This window comes from Microcoleus sp. PH2017_28_MFU_U_A (assembly GCF_020738035.1).
Classification (GTDB): domain Bacteria; phylum Cyanobacteriota; class Cyanobacteriia; order Cyanobacteriales; family Microcoleaceae; genus Microcoleus.
The window spans coordinates 19,610-39,106 of sequence record NZ_JAEQCX010000042.1 but is presented as its reverse complement, the minus strand read 5'-3'; the positions used below and the strand labels follow the sequence as shown (position 1 = coordinate 39,106).

10 protein-coding genes are annotated in these 19,497 nt (G+C 45.8%); 6 read left to right on the top strand and 4 right to left on the bottom strand.

The genetic code is table 11. The annotated features are described in order from the left end of the window. Positions 1 to 222: 222 nt before the first annotated feature. The 4 genes from JGK14_RS09390 to JGK14_RS09375 all read left to right on the top strand — a co-directional run bounded on the left by JGK14_RS09390 (position 223) and on the right by JGK14_RS09375 (position 11,870). A complete protein-coding gene (locus tag JGK14_RS09390) occupies positions 223 to 5,700 on the top strand; it encodes a non-ribosomal peptide synthetase (protein ID WP_325314991.1) in 5,478 nt (1,825 codons plus the stop codon). A gap of 259 nt (positions 5,701 to 5,959) precedes the next feature. After that, positions 5,960 to 9,808 (top strand): type I polyketide synthase, encoded by a 3,849-nt coding sequence (locus JGK14_RS09385; protein ID WP_325314990.1) that lies wholly within the window; start codon positions 5,960 to 5,962, stop codon positions 9,806 to 9,808. A gap of 229 nt (positions 9,809 to 10,037) precedes the next feature. After that, complete coding sequence (locus JGK14_RS09380) at positions 10,038 to 10,628, top strand: REP-associated tyrosine transposase (RefSeq protein ID WP_325314989.1); 591 nt, start codon at positions 10,038 to 10,040, stop codon at positions 10,626 to 10,628. 198 nt (positions 10,629 to 10,826) lie between these two features. Next, positions 10,827 to 11,870, top strand: a complete 1,044-nt coding sequence (locus tag JGK14_RS09375) for a methyltransferase (protein ID WP_293219387.1) — start codon at positions 10,827 to 10,829, stop codon at positions 11,868 to 11,870. A 133-nt stretch (positions 11,871 to 12,003) separates the two neighbouring features. Here the strand turns inward: JGK14_RS09375 and JGK14_RS09370 are convergent, their stop codons facing one another. From JGK14_RS09370 to JGK14_RS09355, 4 genes are all read right to left on the bottom strand, one after another. After that, on the bottom strand, positions 12,004 to 12,780 hold the full coding sequence (locus JGK14_RS09370) for an ABC transporter permease (RefSeq protein WP_293190902.1): 777 nt from the start codon (positions 12,778 to 12,780) through the stop codon (positions 12,004 to 12,006). Between the two features lie 181 nt (positions 12,781 to 12,961). Next, positions 12,962 to 13,681: an HAD-IA family hydrolase gene (locus tag JGK14_RS09365; RefSeq protein WP_293179922.1), complete on the bottom strand. Its 720-nt coding sequence runs from the start codon at positions 13,679 to 13,681 to the stop codon at positions 12,962 to 12,964. A 431-nt stretch (positions 13,682 to 14,112) separates the two neighbouring features. Then, positions 14,113 to 15,306, bottom strand: coding sequence for an NAD(P)/FAD-dependent oxidoreductase (locus JGK14_RS09360; protein WP_293219385.1), 1,194 nt, complete (start codon positions 15,304 to 15,306; stop codon positions 14,113 to 14,115). A gap of 40 nt (positions 15,307 to 15,346) precedes the next feature. Next, positions 15,347 to 15,652, bottom strand: a complete 306-nt coding sequence (locus tag JGK14_RS09355) for a hypothetical protein (protein WP_325314988.1) — start codon at positions 15,650 to 15,652, stop codon at positions 15,347 to 15,349. Between JGK14_RS09355 and JGK14_RS09350 the strand changes: the two genes are divergently transcribed. Continuing rightward, on the top strand, positions 15,651 to 18,701 hold the full coding sequence (locus JGK14_RS09350; RefSeq protein ID WP_293179928.1) for a PAS domain S-box protein: 3,051 nt from the start codon (positions 15,651 to 15,653) through the stop codon (positions 18,699 to 18,701). The genes JGK14_RS09355 and JGK14_RS09350 overlap by 2 nt on opposite strands. 194 nt (positions 18,702 to 18,895) lie before the next feature. Beyond that, on the top strand, positions 18,896 to 19,333 hold the full coding sequence (locus JGK14_RS09345; RefSeq protein ID WP_293211828.1) for a thiol-disulfide oxidoreductase DCC family protein: 438 nt from the start codon (positions 18,896 to 18,898) through the stop codon (positions 19,331 to 19,333). The last annotated feature ends 164 nt before the right edge of the window (positions 19,334 to 19,497 follow it).

Below are 19,497 nucleotides of genomic sequence, written 5' to 3'. Positions count from 1 at the left end.
TGAACCTTATAGAAATATAATAGGTGAGTTTAGGAATAGCAACTAAAATATAACGATGCCAGTGACTAGATTTATGGGCTTGTATAAAGGGGTTTAACCCCTTATGTATGACGGCATTTTTGTTAATAATTTAAGCCTTTTGGCTGGATCAGCTTAACTCAGCAATAGTTACGAAAACAAAGAAAAAAAAACTCTGTATACCTCGATATAAGGAAAAATAAAATGTTAGATAATTTCCCGGATAGGTGCATTCACGAACTATTTGAGTTCCAAGTAGAGCGATCGCCTGATGCCATTGCCGTAATTTTTGAAGGGAAGCAGCTAACTTATCAGGACTTAAACTCTCAAGCTAACCAGTTGGCACATTATCTGAAGACTGTGGGTGTTGGGCCAGAGGTATTGGTGGCAGCCTGTGTGGAGCGATCGCTGGAGATGGTTGTAGGTCTATTAGGTATTCTGAAAGCAGGGGGAGCTTATGTACCGCTAGATCCGCATTATCCGGCAAATAGACTGGCATTTATGTTGGAACATTCCCAAACGCCAGTGTTGCTTACACAACAGCATTTAGTCGAGTCTCTTCCCTCGCATCAAGCGCGTGTCATCTGTTTGGATGGGAATTTAGAAACTGTCGATCGCTCCAGAGAGGAAAATCCAGACAGTGGGGTGACATCGGATAATTTAGCTTATGTGATTTACACATCCGGCTCAACTGGTCAACCGAAGGGAGTAGCGATCGAGCATCGGGGTGCTGTCAACACTCTACTCGATATCAACCAACGCTTTGAAGTGGGAGCGGGCGATCGGGTCTTAGCTCTATCTTCCCTGAGCTTTGACCTATCGGTATATGATATTTTCGGCTTGCTGGTAGCAGGAGGAACGGTTGTAATCCCTCAAGTATCAGCAACGCCAGATCCCGCTCACTGGGTCGATTTGATAGTGCAAGCACAAGTCACTATCTGGAACTCTGCACCGGCATTGATGCAGATGCTGGTAGATTATGCCGCTGTTCATAGCAAAGATTTATCTTCGTCTCTGCGATTAGTCCTTCTCAGCGGCGATTGGATACCTTTGACTTTGCCAGATCAAATCAAAAATTTAGTTTCTAGGTGGGTGTCGGAAAGTTTAGATTTAGATATTGAACCTCAGTTGAGTAGGGCGGGCGTCCAGCCCGGCCAGTGCCTTGATTCAAGCTCTCAGCTAGACGAATCTTTAATCCCTGCTGTCATCGGCTTAGGAGGTGCAACGGAGGCTTCTATCTGGTCGATTTTATATCCCATCGAAACAATAGACCCCACCTGGAAAAGTATCCCTTACGGTGGGTCAATGACCAACCAGCATTTTTATGTGCTCGACGAAGCGATGGAACCATGTCAAGAGGGAGTAGTCGGAGAGCTTTATATTGGGGGAATTGGTCTAGCCCGATGCTATTGGCGAGATGAGGAAAAGACTAGCAAACGCTTCATCACTCATCCCCATACAGGCGATCGGCTTTACTGTACGGGCGATTTGGGCAGCTATCTGCCGGATGGCAATATCGAGTTTATAGGCCGCATCGACCACCAAGTGAAAATTCGCGGTTTCCGCATTGAACTAGGCGAGATTGAAGCGGTGCTGGGACAACACCCCGACGTGCAGGTAGCAGTGGTAGCAGCACAAGAAGATGTCCCCGGACAGAAGCGCTCGATCGCCGCTTATGTTGTTTCCAAGGTCACCGCAGAACGAATACCCTTTAAAAGCGAGTGTTTAGCAGAATTTGATGGCGATCGCTCAGTTAAGTTAGAAACAGAAGACATATCGATCAGTGGGATTGGCGCGATCGGAGTGCCAGATAATTGGTCAAAAGGTAAACGCCTGCACTTGCGCCTCGTGCTACCGGGAGATACCGAAGAGCGATGTTTTGAGGGAACTGTCGCTTGGTGTCAAGGAAATCAGGCAGGAATTGAGTTATCTCTCACAGCGAGTGAAAAAGCTGTGATTCAGCAGAGTATGGACTACCTCCTAGAAACTCAAGGCTTCTTAAAATTTTTGCAACGCACGACAGCGGGCAAGTTGCGTAACTTCCTGAAAGATAAGTTGCCAGACTATATGGTGCCTTCCAGCTTTGTGTTCCTGAAAACCATGCCGCTCACGCCCAACGGCAAAATAGACCGTCAGAAGCTACTAGCGCCTGCCATTAAAATTCCCGAACTAGGACAAGATTATGTGGCACCTCAAACTCCTGTGGAAGATGTGGTGGCAGGAATCTGGGCCGAAGTTCTGGGACTAGAGCGAGTGGGTATTCGCGACAATTTCTTAGAATTGGGAGGTCACTCTCTGCTAGTCACGCAGATTGCAACTCGAATCCGAGACACTTTCCAGGTAGAGTTACCTTTGCGTACCTTGTTTGAGTCTGCCACAGTCGCCGATCTGGCTCGCAATCTGGAAATCGCCAGTCAAAAATCTCCAACACCCCAGCCTTCCTCGATTCAACCGATTTCGCGGCATCGGGACTTACCTCTATCCTTCAGCCAGCAACAACTGTGGTTTTTATGTCAACTGGCTCCCGATCTACCTTTTTATAACGAACCGATTACCATTCGCCTACCTGGTTCCGTCAACATTGCTGCTCTGGAGCGCAGCATCAACGAAATCATCAAGCGTCACGAAATTTTGCGAACGACCTTTGCTGTCGTGGATGGGCAGCCAGTGATGGTGATTCAAGATGCCTTTAATTTCATCCTGCCAGTGGTGAATATTGGGGAATTGCCAGAGGCAGAACGGGAGTCTGAAGCATTGCGGCTGGCAACTTTGGAAGCGCAGCAGCCTTTTGACCTTACCCAAGGGCCACTGCTGCGGGGTACTCTCATGCGGTTGGGCGAGGCTGATTACAGGTTGTTCCTGACCATACACCACATCGCGATCGATGGTGTTTCTTTGTACAGCTTGTTTATGAAGGAACTGGCGACACTCTACAGCGCCTTTTCTTTGGGCGGGCGATCGCCCCTGCCAGAACTGCCGGTTCAGTTTGCGGACTTTGCCTATTGGCAACGGCAATGGCTACAGCCAGAGGTGCTGGAAAACCAATTGAGATACTGGAAACAGCAACTAGCGAATCTGTCAACGCTGCAACTGCCCACAGATCGATCGCGATCGCCAATCCAAACTTTTCGGGGTACGAGGCAATGTCTGGCCCTACCTCTGAGTCTAACCGAGAGGCTCAAAGATCTGAGTCGCAGGGAAGGTGTCACTCTGTTTATGACGTTGATGGCAGCGTTCCAAACTTTACTCTACCGTTACACGGGACAGACCGACATTCCTGTGGGCACAGTCGCTAACCTCCGCAACCGACAAGAGTTAGAAGGGATGATTGGTTACTTCCTCAACACCTTGGTAGTGCGTACTGACCTTTCTGGCAACCCCACCTTTAAAGAGCTGCTTGCAAGGGTGCGGGAGGTAACAATAGGGGCTTATACCCATCAAGAATTGCCCTTCCAAAAGCTGGTGGAAGAAATACAGCCTGAACGCAATCTGAGCTATAATCCTCTATTCCAAGTCGTGTTTGTCCTCGAACCCCCACTTGCTGAAATGGATGGATGGAGGATTAGCCAGCTAGATATCGATACTGGCACAGCAAAGTTCGATCTAAACTTAGAACTAGATGAGAGACCTTCAGGCATCATTGGTCGCATTGAGTACAACACGGATTTGTTTGAAGCTAGTACGATTTCCCGAACGATCGGACATTTCCAAACCCTGCTGGAAGGAATCGTCTCTAACCCAGAGCAAAAAATCTCAGAATTACCCCTTTTAACTGAGTGGGAACGGCAGCAGTTAGTAGCGTGGAATAATACCGCAACCGATTACCCTCAAAATGCGTGCATACACCAGTTGTTTGAAGAGCAGGTAGAGCGATCGCCAGATGCTATTGCCCTAGTATTTGAAGACCAACAACTTACCTATAAAGAGCTGAACCAACGAGCAAACCAGTTAGCGCATTATCTGGGCAAATTAGGTGTCACCGCTGAAATAATGGTGGGAATTTGTGTAGAGCGTTCCTTGGAGATGGTAGTGGGACTGCTGGGTATTCTCAAAGCTGGCGGGGCTTATGTACCACTAGATCCAGCTTATCCGCCAGAGCGTTTGGCCTTGATGTTAGAAGATGCCCAAGTACCAGTGCTGCTGACTCAGAGGCGGTTAGTTGAATCTCTTCCCAAACACCAAGCGCGAGTTGTCTGTCTGGACACAGATTGGGAAATTATTGAGCGACAGAGTGAGGAAAATCCTGAATGCAGCTTAACCTCTGAGAACCTGGCTTATGTGATTTACACTTCCGGGTCTACAGGGAAGCCAAAAGGCGTACTTGTCGGGCATCGAGGACTATGCAACCTGGCTATAGCACAGATTCAGATATTCGACGTACAACCGAACAGCAGAGTTCTCCAATTTGCTTCCTTGAGCTTTGATGTTGCAACTTCCGATTGGGTTATTGCCTTGTGTTCGGGAGCAACTCTCTGTATCGCAATCAATAATGCTCTTTTGGCAGGTTCTGATTTGATTGAGGTATTGCGCGATCGAGCTATTACCCACATTGAATTACCAGTAGCAGTCTTGGGAGTTGTTCCTTTTGAAGAGCTTTCTACATTGCAAACAATTATTGTTGGGGGAGAAACTGTTTCCGTCGATGTTGTGGCTAAGTGGGCACCGGGTCGTCGATTCTTTAACGCTTATGGGCCGACCGAATCCACCGTTTGTGCAACGATCGCCGAATGTACCGATAGTCAAGAGCCGCCGTCCATCGGTCGCCCGATCGCCAATACGCAAGTTTATCTGTTGGATGCCCATTTGCAGCTTATGCCGATCGGCATTCCCGGAGAAATCTATATTGGCGGTGCTGGTTTAGCGCGGGGCTACCTCAACCGACCTGAACTAACTGCGGAACGCTTTATTCCCAACCCCTTTAGCAACGAACCGGGTTCTCGCCTCTATAAAACAGGCGACTTAGCTCGCTACTTACCCGATGGCAATATCGAATTTCTAGGCCGCATCGATCACCAAGTAAAAATTCGGGGCTTCCGCATCGAATTAGGAGAAATTGAGGCGGTATTAAGCCAACACCCAGATGTGCAGGAGTCTCTAGTTATCAGCCGCTCCGATGTCTCCGGCAACCAGCGCTTAGTCGCTTATATTATTTCCAACCTCGGACTAGAACACACAGATTTCGGCAGTTGGCGAAACTTTTTGAAGCAAAAACTGCCCGACTATATGGTGCCTTCCAGCTTTGTATTTTTGCCTAATTTCCCACTTACACCCAATGGCAAAGTAGACCGTAAGGCACTGCCTGAACCTGAGGCTATTAACCCAGAGTTGTCAGCAACTTATGTGGCTCCTCAAACTGAGATAGAACAAAATATCGCTACTGTTTGGCAACAGCTATTACACTTGGAAAAAGTAGGTGTAGATGATAATTTCTTCGATTTAGGAGGTCATTCATTATTGATGGCTCAGGCTCACAGCCAACTGCGCGAAGTGGTGGACAGAGATGTGTCAATCGTTGAAATGTTTAAATATCCAACCATCAGCTCTTTGGCTAAATATTTAAGTGAGGAGGCTGCGGAACAATCCTCTGTTGGGTCAAGTCAAGAGCGGATCAAAAAACAAAAAGATGCCATGAACAGCCAAAAGCAAAAACAAGCGCTAAAGGGAAAGAATAAAAATCGATAACTCTAAATTTTCCAAATGAGGTACGTAGTTGCGCTCTTAGGTACGTAGTTGCGCTTCAGCGCTCCGGAAGGAGGCTCAAGCCCAACAACATACCATCCCGAAAGAGGGCTCAAGCCCAACAACATACCATCCTCAAAGAGGGCTAAAGCCCAACAACGTACCTAAGAGGGCTAAAGCCCAACAACGTACCTAAGAGGGCTAAAGCCCAACAACGTACCTAATCAATTGTCCAAAGTATTGTTACCAGGAAAGAATCAAAATGGATAACTCTGAAAAAACCACCCAATCTTCTCTAGAAGGTATCGCGATCGTCGGCATGGCGGGTCGCTTTCCTGGCGCGAAAAATGTTGATGAGTTTTGGCAAAACCTGCGTGATGGTGTTGAATCTATTTCTTTCTTCTCCGAACAAGAACTAGCATCTTTCGGGATTGAGCCATCAGTCGTGCGCGATCCACGCTATGTAAAAGCCAGAGCGGTACTAGCAGATATTGAGTTGTTTGATGCTTCATTCTTTGGGTTGAATCCTAGAGAAGCTGAAATCACAGATCCACAACACCGCTTTTTCTTGGAATCGGCTTGGCAGGCTCTAGAAAATGCGGGCTACAACTCAGAAACTTACGAAGGTGCGATTGGGGTTTACGCAGGCGCAGGGAGTTTCAATACTTATTTTTTGAATAACCTTTATCCGAATCGTCAGCTTAGAGAATCTGTGGGAGATTTCCAACTTACGATCGCCAATGAGAAAGATTTTCTGTCAACTCGCGTTTCTTATAAATTAAACTTGAAGGGGCCGAGTGTTACTGTCCAAACAGCCTGTTCAACTTCATTAGTTGCGATCGGCATGGCTTGCCAAAGTTTGCTAAATTACCAATGCGATATGGCTTTGGCTGGTGGCGTTTCTATAGGCGTCAATCAAAAGACAGGCTATTTTTATAAAGAGGGCATGATTCTTTCTCCAGACGGGCACTGTAGGGCTTTTGATGCTAATGCACAGGGAACTGTTAGCGGTAGCGGTGTGGGAATTGTGGTTTTGAAAAGATTAGAGGAGGCGATCGCAGATGGAGATTATATTCATGCGGTAATCAAAGGTTGCGCTATTAATAACGATGGTGCTCTGAAAGTTGGCTACACAGCTCCTAGTATAGACGGTCAGGCGCAGGCGATCGCAGATGCCTTAGCAATAGCCGAGATTCCCCCTGAAACCGTCAGCTATATAGAGGCTCACGGCACTGGAACACCCCTCGGCGATCCGATCGAAATCGCTGCGCTGACGCAAGCTTTCTCTGTGGATACTAAGAAAAAAGGCTTTTGTGCGATCGGTTCGGCCAAAACTAATATCGGACATTTAGATACTGCGGCTGGTGTTGCTGGCTTAATCAAAACTGTCCAGGCTCTCAAACACCAGCTAATACCCCCTAGCTTGCATTTTGAACAGCCAAATCCTCAGATTGATTTTGCCAACAGTCCTTTTTATGTCAATACCCAACTTTCCGAATGGAAAGCAGGTAAATCACCCCGTCGTGCTGGAGTTAGTTCTTTTGGCATTGGTGGAACTAATGCTCATGTAGTTCTTGAAGAAGCGCCTATTGCAGAAGCATCAGGAGAATCTCGCCCATCGCAACTATTAGTTATCTCGGCAAAAACTAGCTCTGCACTTAATAGTGCTACTGCCAACTTAAGCAAGTATTTGAAACAAAATACCGATGTAAATTTGGCTGATGTGGCTTACACGCTGCAAGTCGGTCGAAAGGCTTTTAATCATCGCCGCATAGTGGTTTGCAATGACAGTCAAGATGGTTTTACAGCCCTTGAGAATCTCGATCCAAAACGAGTTTTTACCAACTTCCCAGAGTCCAAAAATCCACCTGTCGTATTTATGTTTTCAGGACAGGGTTCGCAGTACATCAATATGAGCTTGGAGGTTTACCAAGTTGAACCAACATTTCGCGAACAGATCGATCTATGTTCGGAAATTCTGAAACCTTACTTGGGCATTGACTTGCGCCACGTACTTTATCCAAGCGCAGCAGAAGCAGCAGCAGCTACCAACCAACTAAAACAGACTGCGATCGCACAACCTGCACTATTTGCGATCGAATATGCTTTAGCTAAATTGTGGATGTCTTGGGGAGTGCATCCTCAAGCAATGATTGGTCATAGCATTGGCGAATATGTAGCAGCTTGTTTGGCTGGCGTGTTCTCCTTGGAAGAGGGCTTATCCTTGGTAGCTGCACGAGGTAAATTGATGCAACAACTGCCTGCTGGTTCCATGCTTGCAGTGCCACTTACAGAACAGCAAGTCAAACCCTTACTCGGCAATAAGCTGGATCTAGCTGCGATCAATGGAGCATCTCTAAGCGTGATTTCAGGTGCCATCGATGCCGTAGATGAATTGGAACAAAAACTAAAAGAAAAAGGTATAGAGGGTCGCAGGTTGCACACCTCCCATGCCTTTCATTCACAAATGATGGAGCCAATTTTAGAGCCATTTACCGAACAGGTGAAAAAAGTCAAGCTCAAATCACCAAAAATTCCCTACATATCCAATGTTACTGGGAATTGGATTACAGCGGGGGAGGCGACAAGCCCCAGTTATTATGCTCAACATCTGCGTCAAACAGTAAGGTTTGCAGAGGGTTTACAACAGCTATTAAACCAGCCCAATCAAATATTGCTAGAAGTGGGTCCCGGACGGACATTGAACACGCTAGCAAAACAACATCACAATAAGCCTTCTGAACAGATTATACTTTCTTCATTGCGCCATCCGCAAGACCAAAAATCAGATGTAGCTTTCTTACTTACTACATTGGGTCAGCTTTGGCTAGGAGGAGTACAAATAGATTGGTCTCAATTTTATGCTGATGAGCAGCGTTATCGTCTCCCATTGCCAACCTATCCGTTTGAGCGCCAACGTTACTGGATTGAACCACCAGGAATCGAGCAACCGATTAAAATTGGATCTTTACCCGATGACAATTCCCCAAATGTAGATTCAGCACAACTCCATTCTCGACCGAATCTACAAAATACTTATAGTGTTCCTAGAGATGAAATGGAGCAAACTATTGCTACGATATGGCAAGAATTTCTAGGGATTGAACAAGTGGGAATTGATGATGATTTTTTTGATTTAGGGGGGGATTCATTATTAGCAGTTCAACTAATAACTAAGTTAAACGAAAAACTGCAAAAAAACTTGTCTCCCCACAGCCTGTTACAATCATCAACTATTGCAGCTTTGGCTGAATTAATTAAAGATGATTCCGGGTTGTCTGCGAGTGATAATCAGCAATCCCAGTCAGCTTCGGAGTCCTTATTAGTGGAGATTCGGCGGGGGAGTTTGAAACAACCTTTGTTTTTAGTGCATCCGGTAGGCGGACACGTTTACATTTATCGGGATTTGGCACGTTATCTCGGTTCAGAGCGGCCTATTGTGGGAATACAAGCACCTGCTTCGGTTGATGAAACAGATGCCTGTACTACAGTTGAGGAAATGGGAACTCGCTATATCGAAGCTTTGCAGATTCGCCAACCTGAAGGGCCCTATTTCCTAGGAGGTTCTTCCTTTGGTGGCACAGTTGCTTTTGAGATGGCGCAACAACTGAATGCGATCGGTCAAAAAGTAGCATTGCTAACTCTGATAGATACTCCTGGCCCCGGTCAAATGCCTGTTTTAGAGACAGAAGATGATACAGCAATTCTGGTTTATATACTAGGTGTTGGTTTCGATCTGTCTCTTTCTTTGGATGTCCTCCAACAGCTTGAGCAAGATGAGCAACTTCTCTACTTTTTAGAGCAAGTAAAGATTGCTAATAGGGTAGTTCCTCCCGATTTTGGATTGCCTGAGATTCGTCACTTTCTTCATCTGTTTAAAGTACACGGTCAAGCTATGCGAAATTACATCCCTCAAGCTTATCCGGGTCGAATTATCTTTTTTCGTGCTAGCGAACAAAATGAAGTTAATCCTAAAAATCCTGAATTGCCATGGATTGAGGTGGCTGGGGGAGGGATAGAGGTTCGAGAGGTGCCGGGAAATCATATTACTATGAATTACCCTCCTCATGTTCAGGTTATGGCCCAACAACTTAGAGAATATATTGATTAGGTACTGATTAGGTACGTTTTAGGTACGTTGTTGGGCTTTAGCCCTCTTTCGGAGCGCTGAAGCGCAACTACGTACCTTTCGGAGCGCTGAAGCGCAACTACGTACCTTTCGGAGCGCTGAAGCGCAACTACGTACCTTTTGGAGCGCTGAAGCGCAACTACGTACCTTTCGGAGCGCTGAAGCGCAACTACGTACCTTTTAGAGCGCTGAAGCGCAACTACTTACCTTTATGTATGAATATCGGAAATTAACTTTAGAAGAACGGGTGCAACTTGTTAATGAAAGGTTGGCTAAGGGATATCCTGCTCATTCTCCACCTCATCCAGTGCGAGATTTTGAATTTTATCATCTTACAGTTAGTTGTTTTGAGCATAAATCTCGGATTAATACTCAGGAACGCCGTCACCAACTTTTAGATTCAATTTTTGAGAAGTTTATTTCCGATGGTATCGAAATTAATGCTTGGGTAGTTTTACCGAATCATTATCATCTCTTAGTCCATCATGTTAATATGCCACAATTAAGTGTGCTATTTCGTTCGATTCATGGCCCGTTGGCTCGACAATGGAATATGGAGGATAATCTTACTGGTAAAGTCTGGTACTCGTTTAGCGATCGCGCTATTCGTTCCGAAAGGCATTATTATACCACTATTAATTACATCAATTACAATCCTGTCAAACATGGCTGGGCAAAATCTCCTTATGATTGGTCAGCAAGTAGCGTACATTGGTATTTAGAGTATCAAGGAAGAGAGTGGCTAAGAAGTGCATGGACAGAATATCCGGTAAGAGATTATGGAAAAGGATGGGATGATTAAGGTAGGTAGTTAAAGGTACGTAGTTGCGCTTCAGCGCTCTTAGGGCTCGCATCCCAACAACATACCAACCAGGTACGTAGTTGCGCTTCAGCGCTCTTAGGGCTCGCATCCCAACAACATACCAAAGTGCTCTTGGGGCTGAAGCCCAACAACATACCAACAACTTATAATTGAAGATTGTAATTCACAGGATAACTCATGGTTTTATATACAGAAAATGCCCAGCCTGAAGGCGAAAAATCATCGTCAGTGCTACTAGAAATGATGTATGGATTTAAAATATCCCAGGCTCTTTTTGTAGCGGCTAAACTGGAAATTGCAGATATTCTGAGTGATGGTTCTAAGACTGCTGATGAACTTGCGGAAGCTGCTGGGGTAAATTCTCAGGGTATTTATCACCTGATGCGTATGCTAGTAAGTGTTGGTGTGTTTTCTATGGAAGATAATGATAAGTTTTGCTTGAATGCTCTGGGCAAGCATCTCTTGACTGGTACTTCTGATTCTTTGCGAGGTACGGTTCTGGCAATGGGTGATGAACTATATCAGGGATGGGGGAATTTATTGTACAGTATAAAGACGGGAGAAACGGCTTTTGAACATAGTTTTAAGATGAGTTTTTATAGCTATTTGACGCAGAATTCTGAGGCGGCTATAAATTTCAATGAGTGGATGAAGGAGACAACAAGGGAGTGGCTGCTTCCGGTGCTTGAAGCTTATGATTTTTCAGGATTTAAGACGCTTGTGGATGTTGGAGGGGGCATTGGAACTCTAACGGCTGTTATTCTGAATGCAAATCCCCAAATGCAAGCTATTTTGTTCGATCGCGAAGATGTTATTGTGGATGCACCTCAGGTTTTGCACGCGGCTGGAGTTGCAGATAGGTGTCAAGTAGTTGGAGGCAGCTTTTTTGAAGCGGTGCCGCGTGGTGGGGATCTTTACTTACTCTCTCGTGTCCTCCTGAATTGGGATGATGAGCGTGCTATTACAATTCTTAAAAATTGCTATCAAGCTATGACAGCTAACGATCGCCTGCTGATTGTTGATTTTATGTTGCCTTCAGGCAAAATGTCGCCTTTTATTGGTATGGGTAGCCTAACTTTGTTTGTGATAGGCGGTACTTTTATGCGGAGGGAAGATGAATTTTATCATTTGCTTTCCTCTGCTGGCTTTAAAGTGACTGATACGATCGCCACAAAAGGGCCTGCAAGTGCGATCGAGGCGGTAATAACCAATCCTAGTTAGCCACTCCTTTTATGATTGGGCGGTTGAGACCGCTTGTGGACAAATGAAATGGGTGCATCTCACTTTGTACAAAGCAAAACTGAGATACTCTCAGCGAAGTCAGCCGACGCGGACTAATGAGTGCGGACTTCCTTCAGTCTTGTTGGGTAGAAAACTGGCGGGCGCCGATCGCAGAAAAGGCGATCGCAGCCACCAACAAAACAGGTATGCTGTACCAAGGAAACTTGGCGATATCGTAAGCAGCAGCCCTCAATCCAATACTGGCATAAGTCAGCGGTAACAGATAAACTATCCCTTTCAGGGCTACTGGTAGCGACGCGGGGTCGAAAAATGTCGCGCCCAAAAATGACATCGGAGTTATCAGAAAATTGTTGTACAATCCGACTGATTCGAGAGATTTTACGTTTAAACCCACTATCACTCCCAGGCCCGCAAATACAGCGGAGTTGAGAATTATCACTAACAAAAATAGCGGATGCAAAAATACTAGCTTTTGAGTAAACACAACTGCTACTAAAATCACGGAAACCGAAGTTAGCAGTCCCCGCAGTATTCCGGCTAGCATTTTGCCTGCGTGCAAAGCTAGGGGGTGTACCGGCAGCAGTAGCAATTCCTCAAATGTTTTACTAAAAAGGCGTTCGCCACAAATAGAAAATACTGCGCCTGTAAAACTTACTGTCATCGATGAAAGTGCAACCATTCCCGGCAGCATGAATTCTAGATAATTGCCACCAATTGCCGGTTTAGGCATGGAACTGCCCAACCCGAAACCAAAAGCTAGAATGTAAATTAATGGGGATGTTAAACCAGCGGCGGCAATTGGCAGGATTCGGACTCGCAAATCTAGCCATTCTCCCCAAAACACGGTCATTGTGTCTGTTAGTATAGTTTGAATTGAGTTTTGTTTCATGGCGAGGTGATTTGCATAATAGATATCAAGTTCTGTTAATTAACGGGACTAATGACCGTAGTAAAATTGGTTTGTAGTGAGGACTTTAGTCCGCATCAAAAAGGACTAAAGTCCTCACTACAAACCTTTTGGATGGCGGGTAATTGACCGGACATGATTTTACATCTTGCTCATTATCCGGTTAAAAGGTTAAATAATCAAGGCTGCTGCACTGTTCTAATTTAGTTTCAGTTAAAGGCAATGTGCCGGATTCTACTTTTTCCTGTTCTCGGTTCAACCAAATTGCTTTTAAGCCTGCGGATTTGGCGCCGCAATAATCGGCTTTGAAGCTGTCGCCGATATGCCAGACATTCTCGGCTGTGCAGTTGTGCTTTTGCAAAGCTGCGGTGAAAATTTCCGGCTGGGGTTTTGCTGCACCTACTTCGGTGGAAATTGTCACTGATGTGAAATATTCTGCTAAATTGAGTGCTTTTAATACTGGATAAAGTCGCGAGTCGAAATTCGAGACTACTGCTAATTCGATTCCTTGTTGCTGCCATTTATTTAAGGCTGGGAATACGTCGGGATAGACGAACCAAGGTTCGGGGGTGGCAAAATGAGCGTAGAGTTCGGCAAAAAATTTGGGAAAGTCTGAAAATTGATTGAAAACGCCTGCTATTTGAAAAGCTTTTGCCGAAACTGCTAGCCACCACTCAAATTCTAGTTGGGGAATTTTTGCTGCTTCGATTCCTGGAAATGTCATCGGATTTGCTGAGGCGAAGCTTTGGTAAAATGCTGTATTTAAGTCTTTACTATTAACTGTTACTCCGAAGTTTTTGGCTAGTTTTGCGTAGACTTCGCCGACGCTACCGCGAACGTAAAATAGTGTGCCTGCTGCATCTAAAAAGATAGTTTTTGTCATTGGTTAGAATGAATTTGAAAACGAGTAATATAATACCGGGCGAAGGTCATTCGCGTCTACACAAACACTCACGTGCCTCCGCAGGTTGAAGAACCAGAATCAGAATAATACCGTGCGAAGGTCATTCGCGTCTACACAAACACTCACCTGCCTCCGCAGGTTGAAGAATCAGAATAATACCGGGCGAAGGTCATTCGCGTCTACACAAACACTCACGTGCCTCCGCAGGTTCAAGAATCAGAATAATACCGGGCGAAGGTCATTAAGTTATTTTTTTCAGTCCGCGGAGGCGGACATCGTTTGTGTAGACGCGAATTCTATTCGTACGTCTTATCTCAAAAAGATGAGGTATAACTGACAGCTTACATAACCGTTTAAACCAAGAGGGCTGAAGCCCAACAACGTACCTCATCTTTCTGATAACCGCTATATTACTTTTTCAGCAACTCCTGAATCGGCTTGCTAATCCAGTTGAAACCAACTTTTAGTTGGTGGTCAAATGTTGGCATTCGATAGAGATAGGCTAGGCGGCGTGCAATGTGTGCTAGTTGTCCGTCGAGTTTGATTCCTAAACCTGTCAGGGTGGCTTCGTCTATTCCTAATGTCATCATTTCTCCTAGCGGCTGGTACCGGAAAGGTAGTAATGGTCGATCGCTCAGGGATGCCCATATGTTCCATGCCGTGTAGTCAGCTTGCTGGAATGCTGTTTGGGCTGTTCCGGGGACTTTTTGACCTGTTGCGTCGTGACATTCGGCTAAGTCTCCCAAGGCAAATATGTCTGGATGGTCGATGATTTGCATCTGGGAGTTAACTATTAATTGACCGCGGTGGTTTTGTTTCAGGGGGAGCGATCGCACTGCTTGACTAACTTGGGTTCCTACTGTCCACAATACTATGTCTACGGGAAGAACATCTAATTGTCCTTTGTAGAGTAAGGATATGGTGTCGGATTCGATCGCCTCTACTGCTGTTTCTAAGTCGATCCAGACTTTGCGTTTTTCTAATGCTTTGTTGGCGGCTTCGCGGTTGAACTCGGGTGATGTCCGCAAAATCGTGTCGCCTTGCTCGATTAATCGGACGCGACCTTTGTCTCCGAGTCGATCGGCTAATTTACAAGCTAATTCTACTCCCGAATAACCGGCGCCGACGATCGCAATCCGAATTTTGTCGGGGTTGCTAGCTTCGAGAAACCGCAGTCTTTCTTCCAAGCGGTAGGCGTCGTCGAGGCTGCGGAAGGAATAAGCGTATTCAACGGCTCCTTTGACCATATCTAGGGGTGTTTCGCCACCTAAAGCTAATACTAGGCGATCGCACGGAATTTCTGGCCCGTCGTGCAACTGCACTCGCTTGGACTCCACATCGATGCCGGAGACAGTGCCTTGACAAAAGCGCACGCCTGTGTTTTGCAAGAGTTCCGCAAAGGGCGGCGCGATTTCCCAGGTTTGGAGTTCGCCGGTGAGGAGCTCGTACAGTAGGGGAACGAACAGGAAGCGATCGCGACGGTCAACTAGGACTATTTCGGGTTTTTCGGTTTTGGAGAAGGGTAACTGACTCAAGCGGAGGGCTGTGTGGAGTCCGCCGAAGCCTCCGCCGAGAATGCAAATCCGGGGTTGTTGTTGAGTCATGGTTTTTGTTTGAGGGCGATCGGTAGCAAGGCAACTTATCTTATTGTAACGAGAGTGGAGGATTGGGGGAGCGGGAGATGGGGAGAGGGGGAGAGGGGGAGAGGGGGAGATGGGGAGATGGGGAGATGGGGAGAGTCGCAAAATCTTCCTTCTTCCGACTTCCTTCTTCCCTCTTCCTTCTTCCCTCTTCCTTCTTGCTATTATCCACCCTCAAATTTTTTGAATGTTCGGACAAGTAATTTTGTACTATATTAGTTGATAGCGTATTATTTCGCCAATTAAATTCACTTTTTATACAGCCATCTACTCTAACACTTGCCCCCGCAGTCACAAGTGAAAAAATCATGCAAATTTCCTCGAATTCTTCTAAAGTTAAGAATGGCGATCGCCATAACGAAGACAGCTCATCTTTGTTAAGCAGCGAAGAACGATATAAAAATTTAGTAGCTAATATTCCCGGTGCTGTATACCGCTGCAACTGCGAATGGACGGGATCCGATGGCGAATTAATACGGACAATGGCGTTTTTGAGCGAGGCTGTTCAAGAAATATCTGGCTATCCATCATCTGATTTTATCAACGATCGCGTCCGTTCTTTTGCGAGCATCATCCATCCTCAAGACCGCAAAAATATGGAGGAGGCTCTCATAAAAAGTGTAGCAACTAGAACTCCGTATATCCTGGAATACCGCATTCTCCGGGCTGACGGCGAAATTAGCTGGGTTTACGAAAAAGGTCAAGCTGTTTGTGGGGAGGGGGATGAGGCTAGAGAAAGAAAAGAGGGACAAGGGGAAATAGAGGAATTTTTGTCGGGTGTAGTTTCGTCGGTTTCGCCGATCGCAAATTCTCTGTGTCAGGTTGTCTATCTCGACGGAGTGATTTTGGATATTACTGAGCGCAAGCGCGCTGAGGAAAAGCTGCGAAACACTCAAGATTTTCTGAATGCGGTACTGCAAAATCTGCCGGTTAGCGTCTTTATTAAAGATGCGGTGGAACAAAGATTTATTTATTGGAATGCTGCTAGCGAAGAATTGTTTGGCTATTCGAGGGACGAAGTGCTGGGAAATAATGCTGCTGACTTGTTGGAAGCAGATCAGGCAAATTACTTGCAAGCACAAGATTTAGAAGTATTTGCCACGGGAAAAGAGGTTGATATACCAGAAGAAATTATCCAACTTCCGCACCGGGGAAAACGGATTTTGCACACAAAAAAAGTTCCTTTGTTTGACGCTGATGGCGCGCCTAAGTACATTCTGGGTATTTCTCAAGATATTACCGAAAGCAAAAAAACTGAAACAGAATTGTCGCGCTTGGCCATCGTGGCTCAAAAAACGCAAAATGGTGTGATTATTACTGATGCTCAAGGCTGCATTGAATGGGTGAATGAAGCATTTACTCGGATTAGCGGTTACGTGTTAGAAGAAATGCTGGGAAAAAAACCGGGTGATGTGCTGCAAGGCCCTCAAACAGATCCATTAACTATTGCCCAATTGCGATCGGCTTTGGATAAAGGCGAGCCGTTTAATCAGGAAATTTACAATTACAGGAAGGATGGAAAGGGTTATTGGGTGGCGCTTTCGATCGCCCCGATTTATCGAGAAACCGGGGAACTTGAAGGTTTTATTGCGGTGGAAACTGATATTACCGATCGCAAACAAGCTACTGAATCTGTCAGGGAAAGCGAGAGTTATTACCGCTGCATCGTCGAAACTGCTTCGGAGGGCGTTTGGATGTTTGACGCCGACAGCAGCACGACTTTTGCGAACTGTCGGATGGCCGAAATGCTGGGGTATACTGTGGAGGAAATGCTGGGGCGATCGCTATTTGAGTTTATCGATGACGAGGCTCGGGAAATAGCCGAAAGTTATGTGCAGCGCAGGCGGCAAGGCATTCGCGAACGCCACGATTTTCAGTTTACCCGCAAAGATGGCTCTCACTTGTGGGCGATCGTCTCAGCGACACCAATGTTCGACGCTGACGGCGAATTTGCGGGGGTTTTGCGGATGATTACCGATATTAGCGATCGCAAACAAGCCGAAGCAGAATTGCGCCAAACTCTCCAAGAATTAGAATTTGAAAAATTTGCCTTAGATCAATCGGCAATTGTCTCAAATACCAACGAATTCGGCGTTATTACCTACGTCAACGAGCAATTCTGCGAACTGTTTAAATATTCTCGGGAAGAATTGAACGGCAAAACCCACAAACTTGTAAATTCCGGCTATCACCCAACTGATTTTTTCAAGCAGCTTTGGTCAACAATCCGCCAGGGAAATGTTTGGCGGGGAGAAATGAAAAATCAAGCTAAAGACGGCAGATTATTCTGGTTGGATACTACGATTGTACCTTTCTTAAATTCTCGGGGAGAACCCCATCAATATGTAGCAATTCGCAAAGATATTACCGATCGCAAACAAGCAGAAGAAGCTGTGCGGCTTTCCGAAAGTCAATTGAGGACTAAAAATGAAGAATTAGCGAAAGCCCTGCGGGACGTGCATAAAACTCAAAGCATGATGGTTCAAAATGAAAAAATGGTAAGTTTGGGGCAATTAGTAGCTGGCGTCGCTCACGAAATAAACAATCCAGTTAGCTTCATTTACGGCAACGTCATGCACGCTGACGATTACTTTCAAGACTTGCTAAAAATGCTGCAACTTTACCAGCGCGAATACCCGGAACCAACAGAGGCAATTCGAGAAGAAATAGATGATATAGATTTGAAATTTCTGCTCAAAGATTTGCCAAAGCTATTAACTTCAATGAAAATGGGAGCCGAGCGAATTCGCCAGATTGTGCTGTCACTGAAGAATTTCTCGCGATTGGATGAAGCAGAACAAAAACAGGTGGACATTCACGAAGGGATTGACAGCACTTTGTTGATTTTGCAGCACAGGTTGAAAGAAACAGCAGGACATCCGAAAATTACGCTGGTTAAAGAGTTCGGCAATTTGCCCCGCTTACAGTGTTATGCAGGACAGTTGAATCAGGTATTTATGAATATTATTGGCAATGCAATTGATGCTTTGGAAGAGGCAATGGAAACCGGACAGTGGGGCGACGGGGAACAGGCGCCTATTCCTTCTTGTCCTTCGCCGACGCTGCGGATTTGTACTGAGGTAAAATATGAACAGGCTGCTGTTTGTGCTGATTCTATTCGCCGTCCTTCTCATATTGTGATTCGGATTGCTGACAACGGGCCGGGGATTCCGATAGATGTTCATGAAAGGCTGTTCGATCCGTTTTTTACTACGAAAGAACCGGGGAAAGGTACTGGCTTGGGGCTGTCTATCAGTTATCAAATTGTGGTGGAAAAGCACGGCGGGCGGCTGAAGTGCAATTCTGCACCGGGTCAAGGTACGGAATTTGCGATCGAGATTCCTGTCGCTAGAAGTTAGCGGTAAAATTGGAAATTATGAGTTATAATTCCATAGATGCAGACGGCGGTTGAAACCGCGTCTATACAAACAATGTCCGCCTCCGCGGACTGAAGAAGATAATGTATTTTAACCGCATTGCCTTCAACCCGCGGAGGCGGGTTTTGCTTGTATAGAAGCGGTTTCAACCGCCCAGTTTTCTAGGTTATTGACTTATGAATTACAACGTAATTTACGACGGCAATTGCAATCTCTGTGTCACCTTGGTGCAGTTACTTGAAAATCTAGATCGAGGCCAGAACTTTGAATATATTTCCATGCAAGATTTAGAGGGATTAAAGGAGTTTGATATAACTGCTGAGGATTGCGAAATGGGGATGATTTTGATAGATAAGAATAATCCCACAAAACGTTGGCAAGGTAGCGATGCAGCCGAGGAAATCGGGCGGATATTGCCTGCTGGCGAGGTGTTTGTGGCAGCTTACCGGGCAATGCCGGGGATGAAGTGGATGGGCGATCGCGTGTACGAACAAGTGCGCGATAACCGCTATACTTTGTTTGGCAAGCGATCGACAACTTACAAATCGGCTTATCCAGTGGGCTGTAGGTCGATCGACAATTGCGATAATCAAGACTTAAAATCAGGTTCGTAGTGAGGACTTCAGTCCTCTCCATCTGTGGTTCGTAGTGAGGACTTCAGTCCTCTCCATCTGTGGTTCGTAGTAAGGACTTCAGTCCTCTCCATCTGTGGAGAATTTAATTCAAGAAGGACTAAAGTCCTCACTACAAACCTGGACTTCAGTCCTCTCCATCTGTG

Bases quoted from the DNA above. Each gene is read 5' to 3' on its own strand.
- JGK14_RS09355 (WP_325314988.1), bottom strand. From the start codon at position 15,652: ATGATTTTTTCACTTGTGACTGCGGGGGCAAGTGTTAGAGTAGATGGC.
- JGK14_RS09380 (WP_325314989.1), top strand. From the start codon at position 10,038: ATGTATGAATATCGGAAATTAACTTTAGAAGAACGGGTGCAACTTGTT.
- JGK14_RS09390 (WP_325314991.1), top strand. From the start codon at position 223: ATGTTAGATAATTTCCCGGATAGGTGCATTCACGAACTATTTGAGTTC.
- JGK14_RS09360 (WP_293219385.1), bottom strand. From the start codon at position 15,306: ATGACTCAACAACAACCCCGGATTTGCATTCTCGGCGGAGGCTTCGGC.
- JGK14_RS09345 (WP_293211828.1), top strand. From the start codon at position 18,896: ATGAATTACAACGTAATTTACGACGGCAATTGCAATCTCTGTGTCACC.
- JGK14_RS09385 (WP_325314990.1), top strand. From the start codon at position 5,960: ATGGATAACTCTGAAAAAACCACCCAATCTTCTCTAGAAGGTATCGCG.
- JGK14_RS09370 (WP_293190902.1), bottom strand. From the start codon at position 12,780: ATGAAACAAAACTCAATTCAAACTATACTAACAGACACAATGACCGTG.
- JGK14_RS09350 (WP_293179928.1), top strand. From the start codon at position 15,651: ATGCAAATTTCCTCGAATTCTTCTAAAGTTAAGAATGGCGATCGCCAT.
- JGK14_RS09365 (WP_293179922.1), bottom strand. From the start codon at position 13,681: ATGACAAAAACTATCTTTTTAGATGCAGCAGGCACACTATTTTACGTT.
- JGK14_RS09375 (WP_293219387.1), top strand. From the start codon at position 10,827: ATGGTTTTATATACAGAAAATGCCCAGCCTGAAGGCGAAAAATCATCG.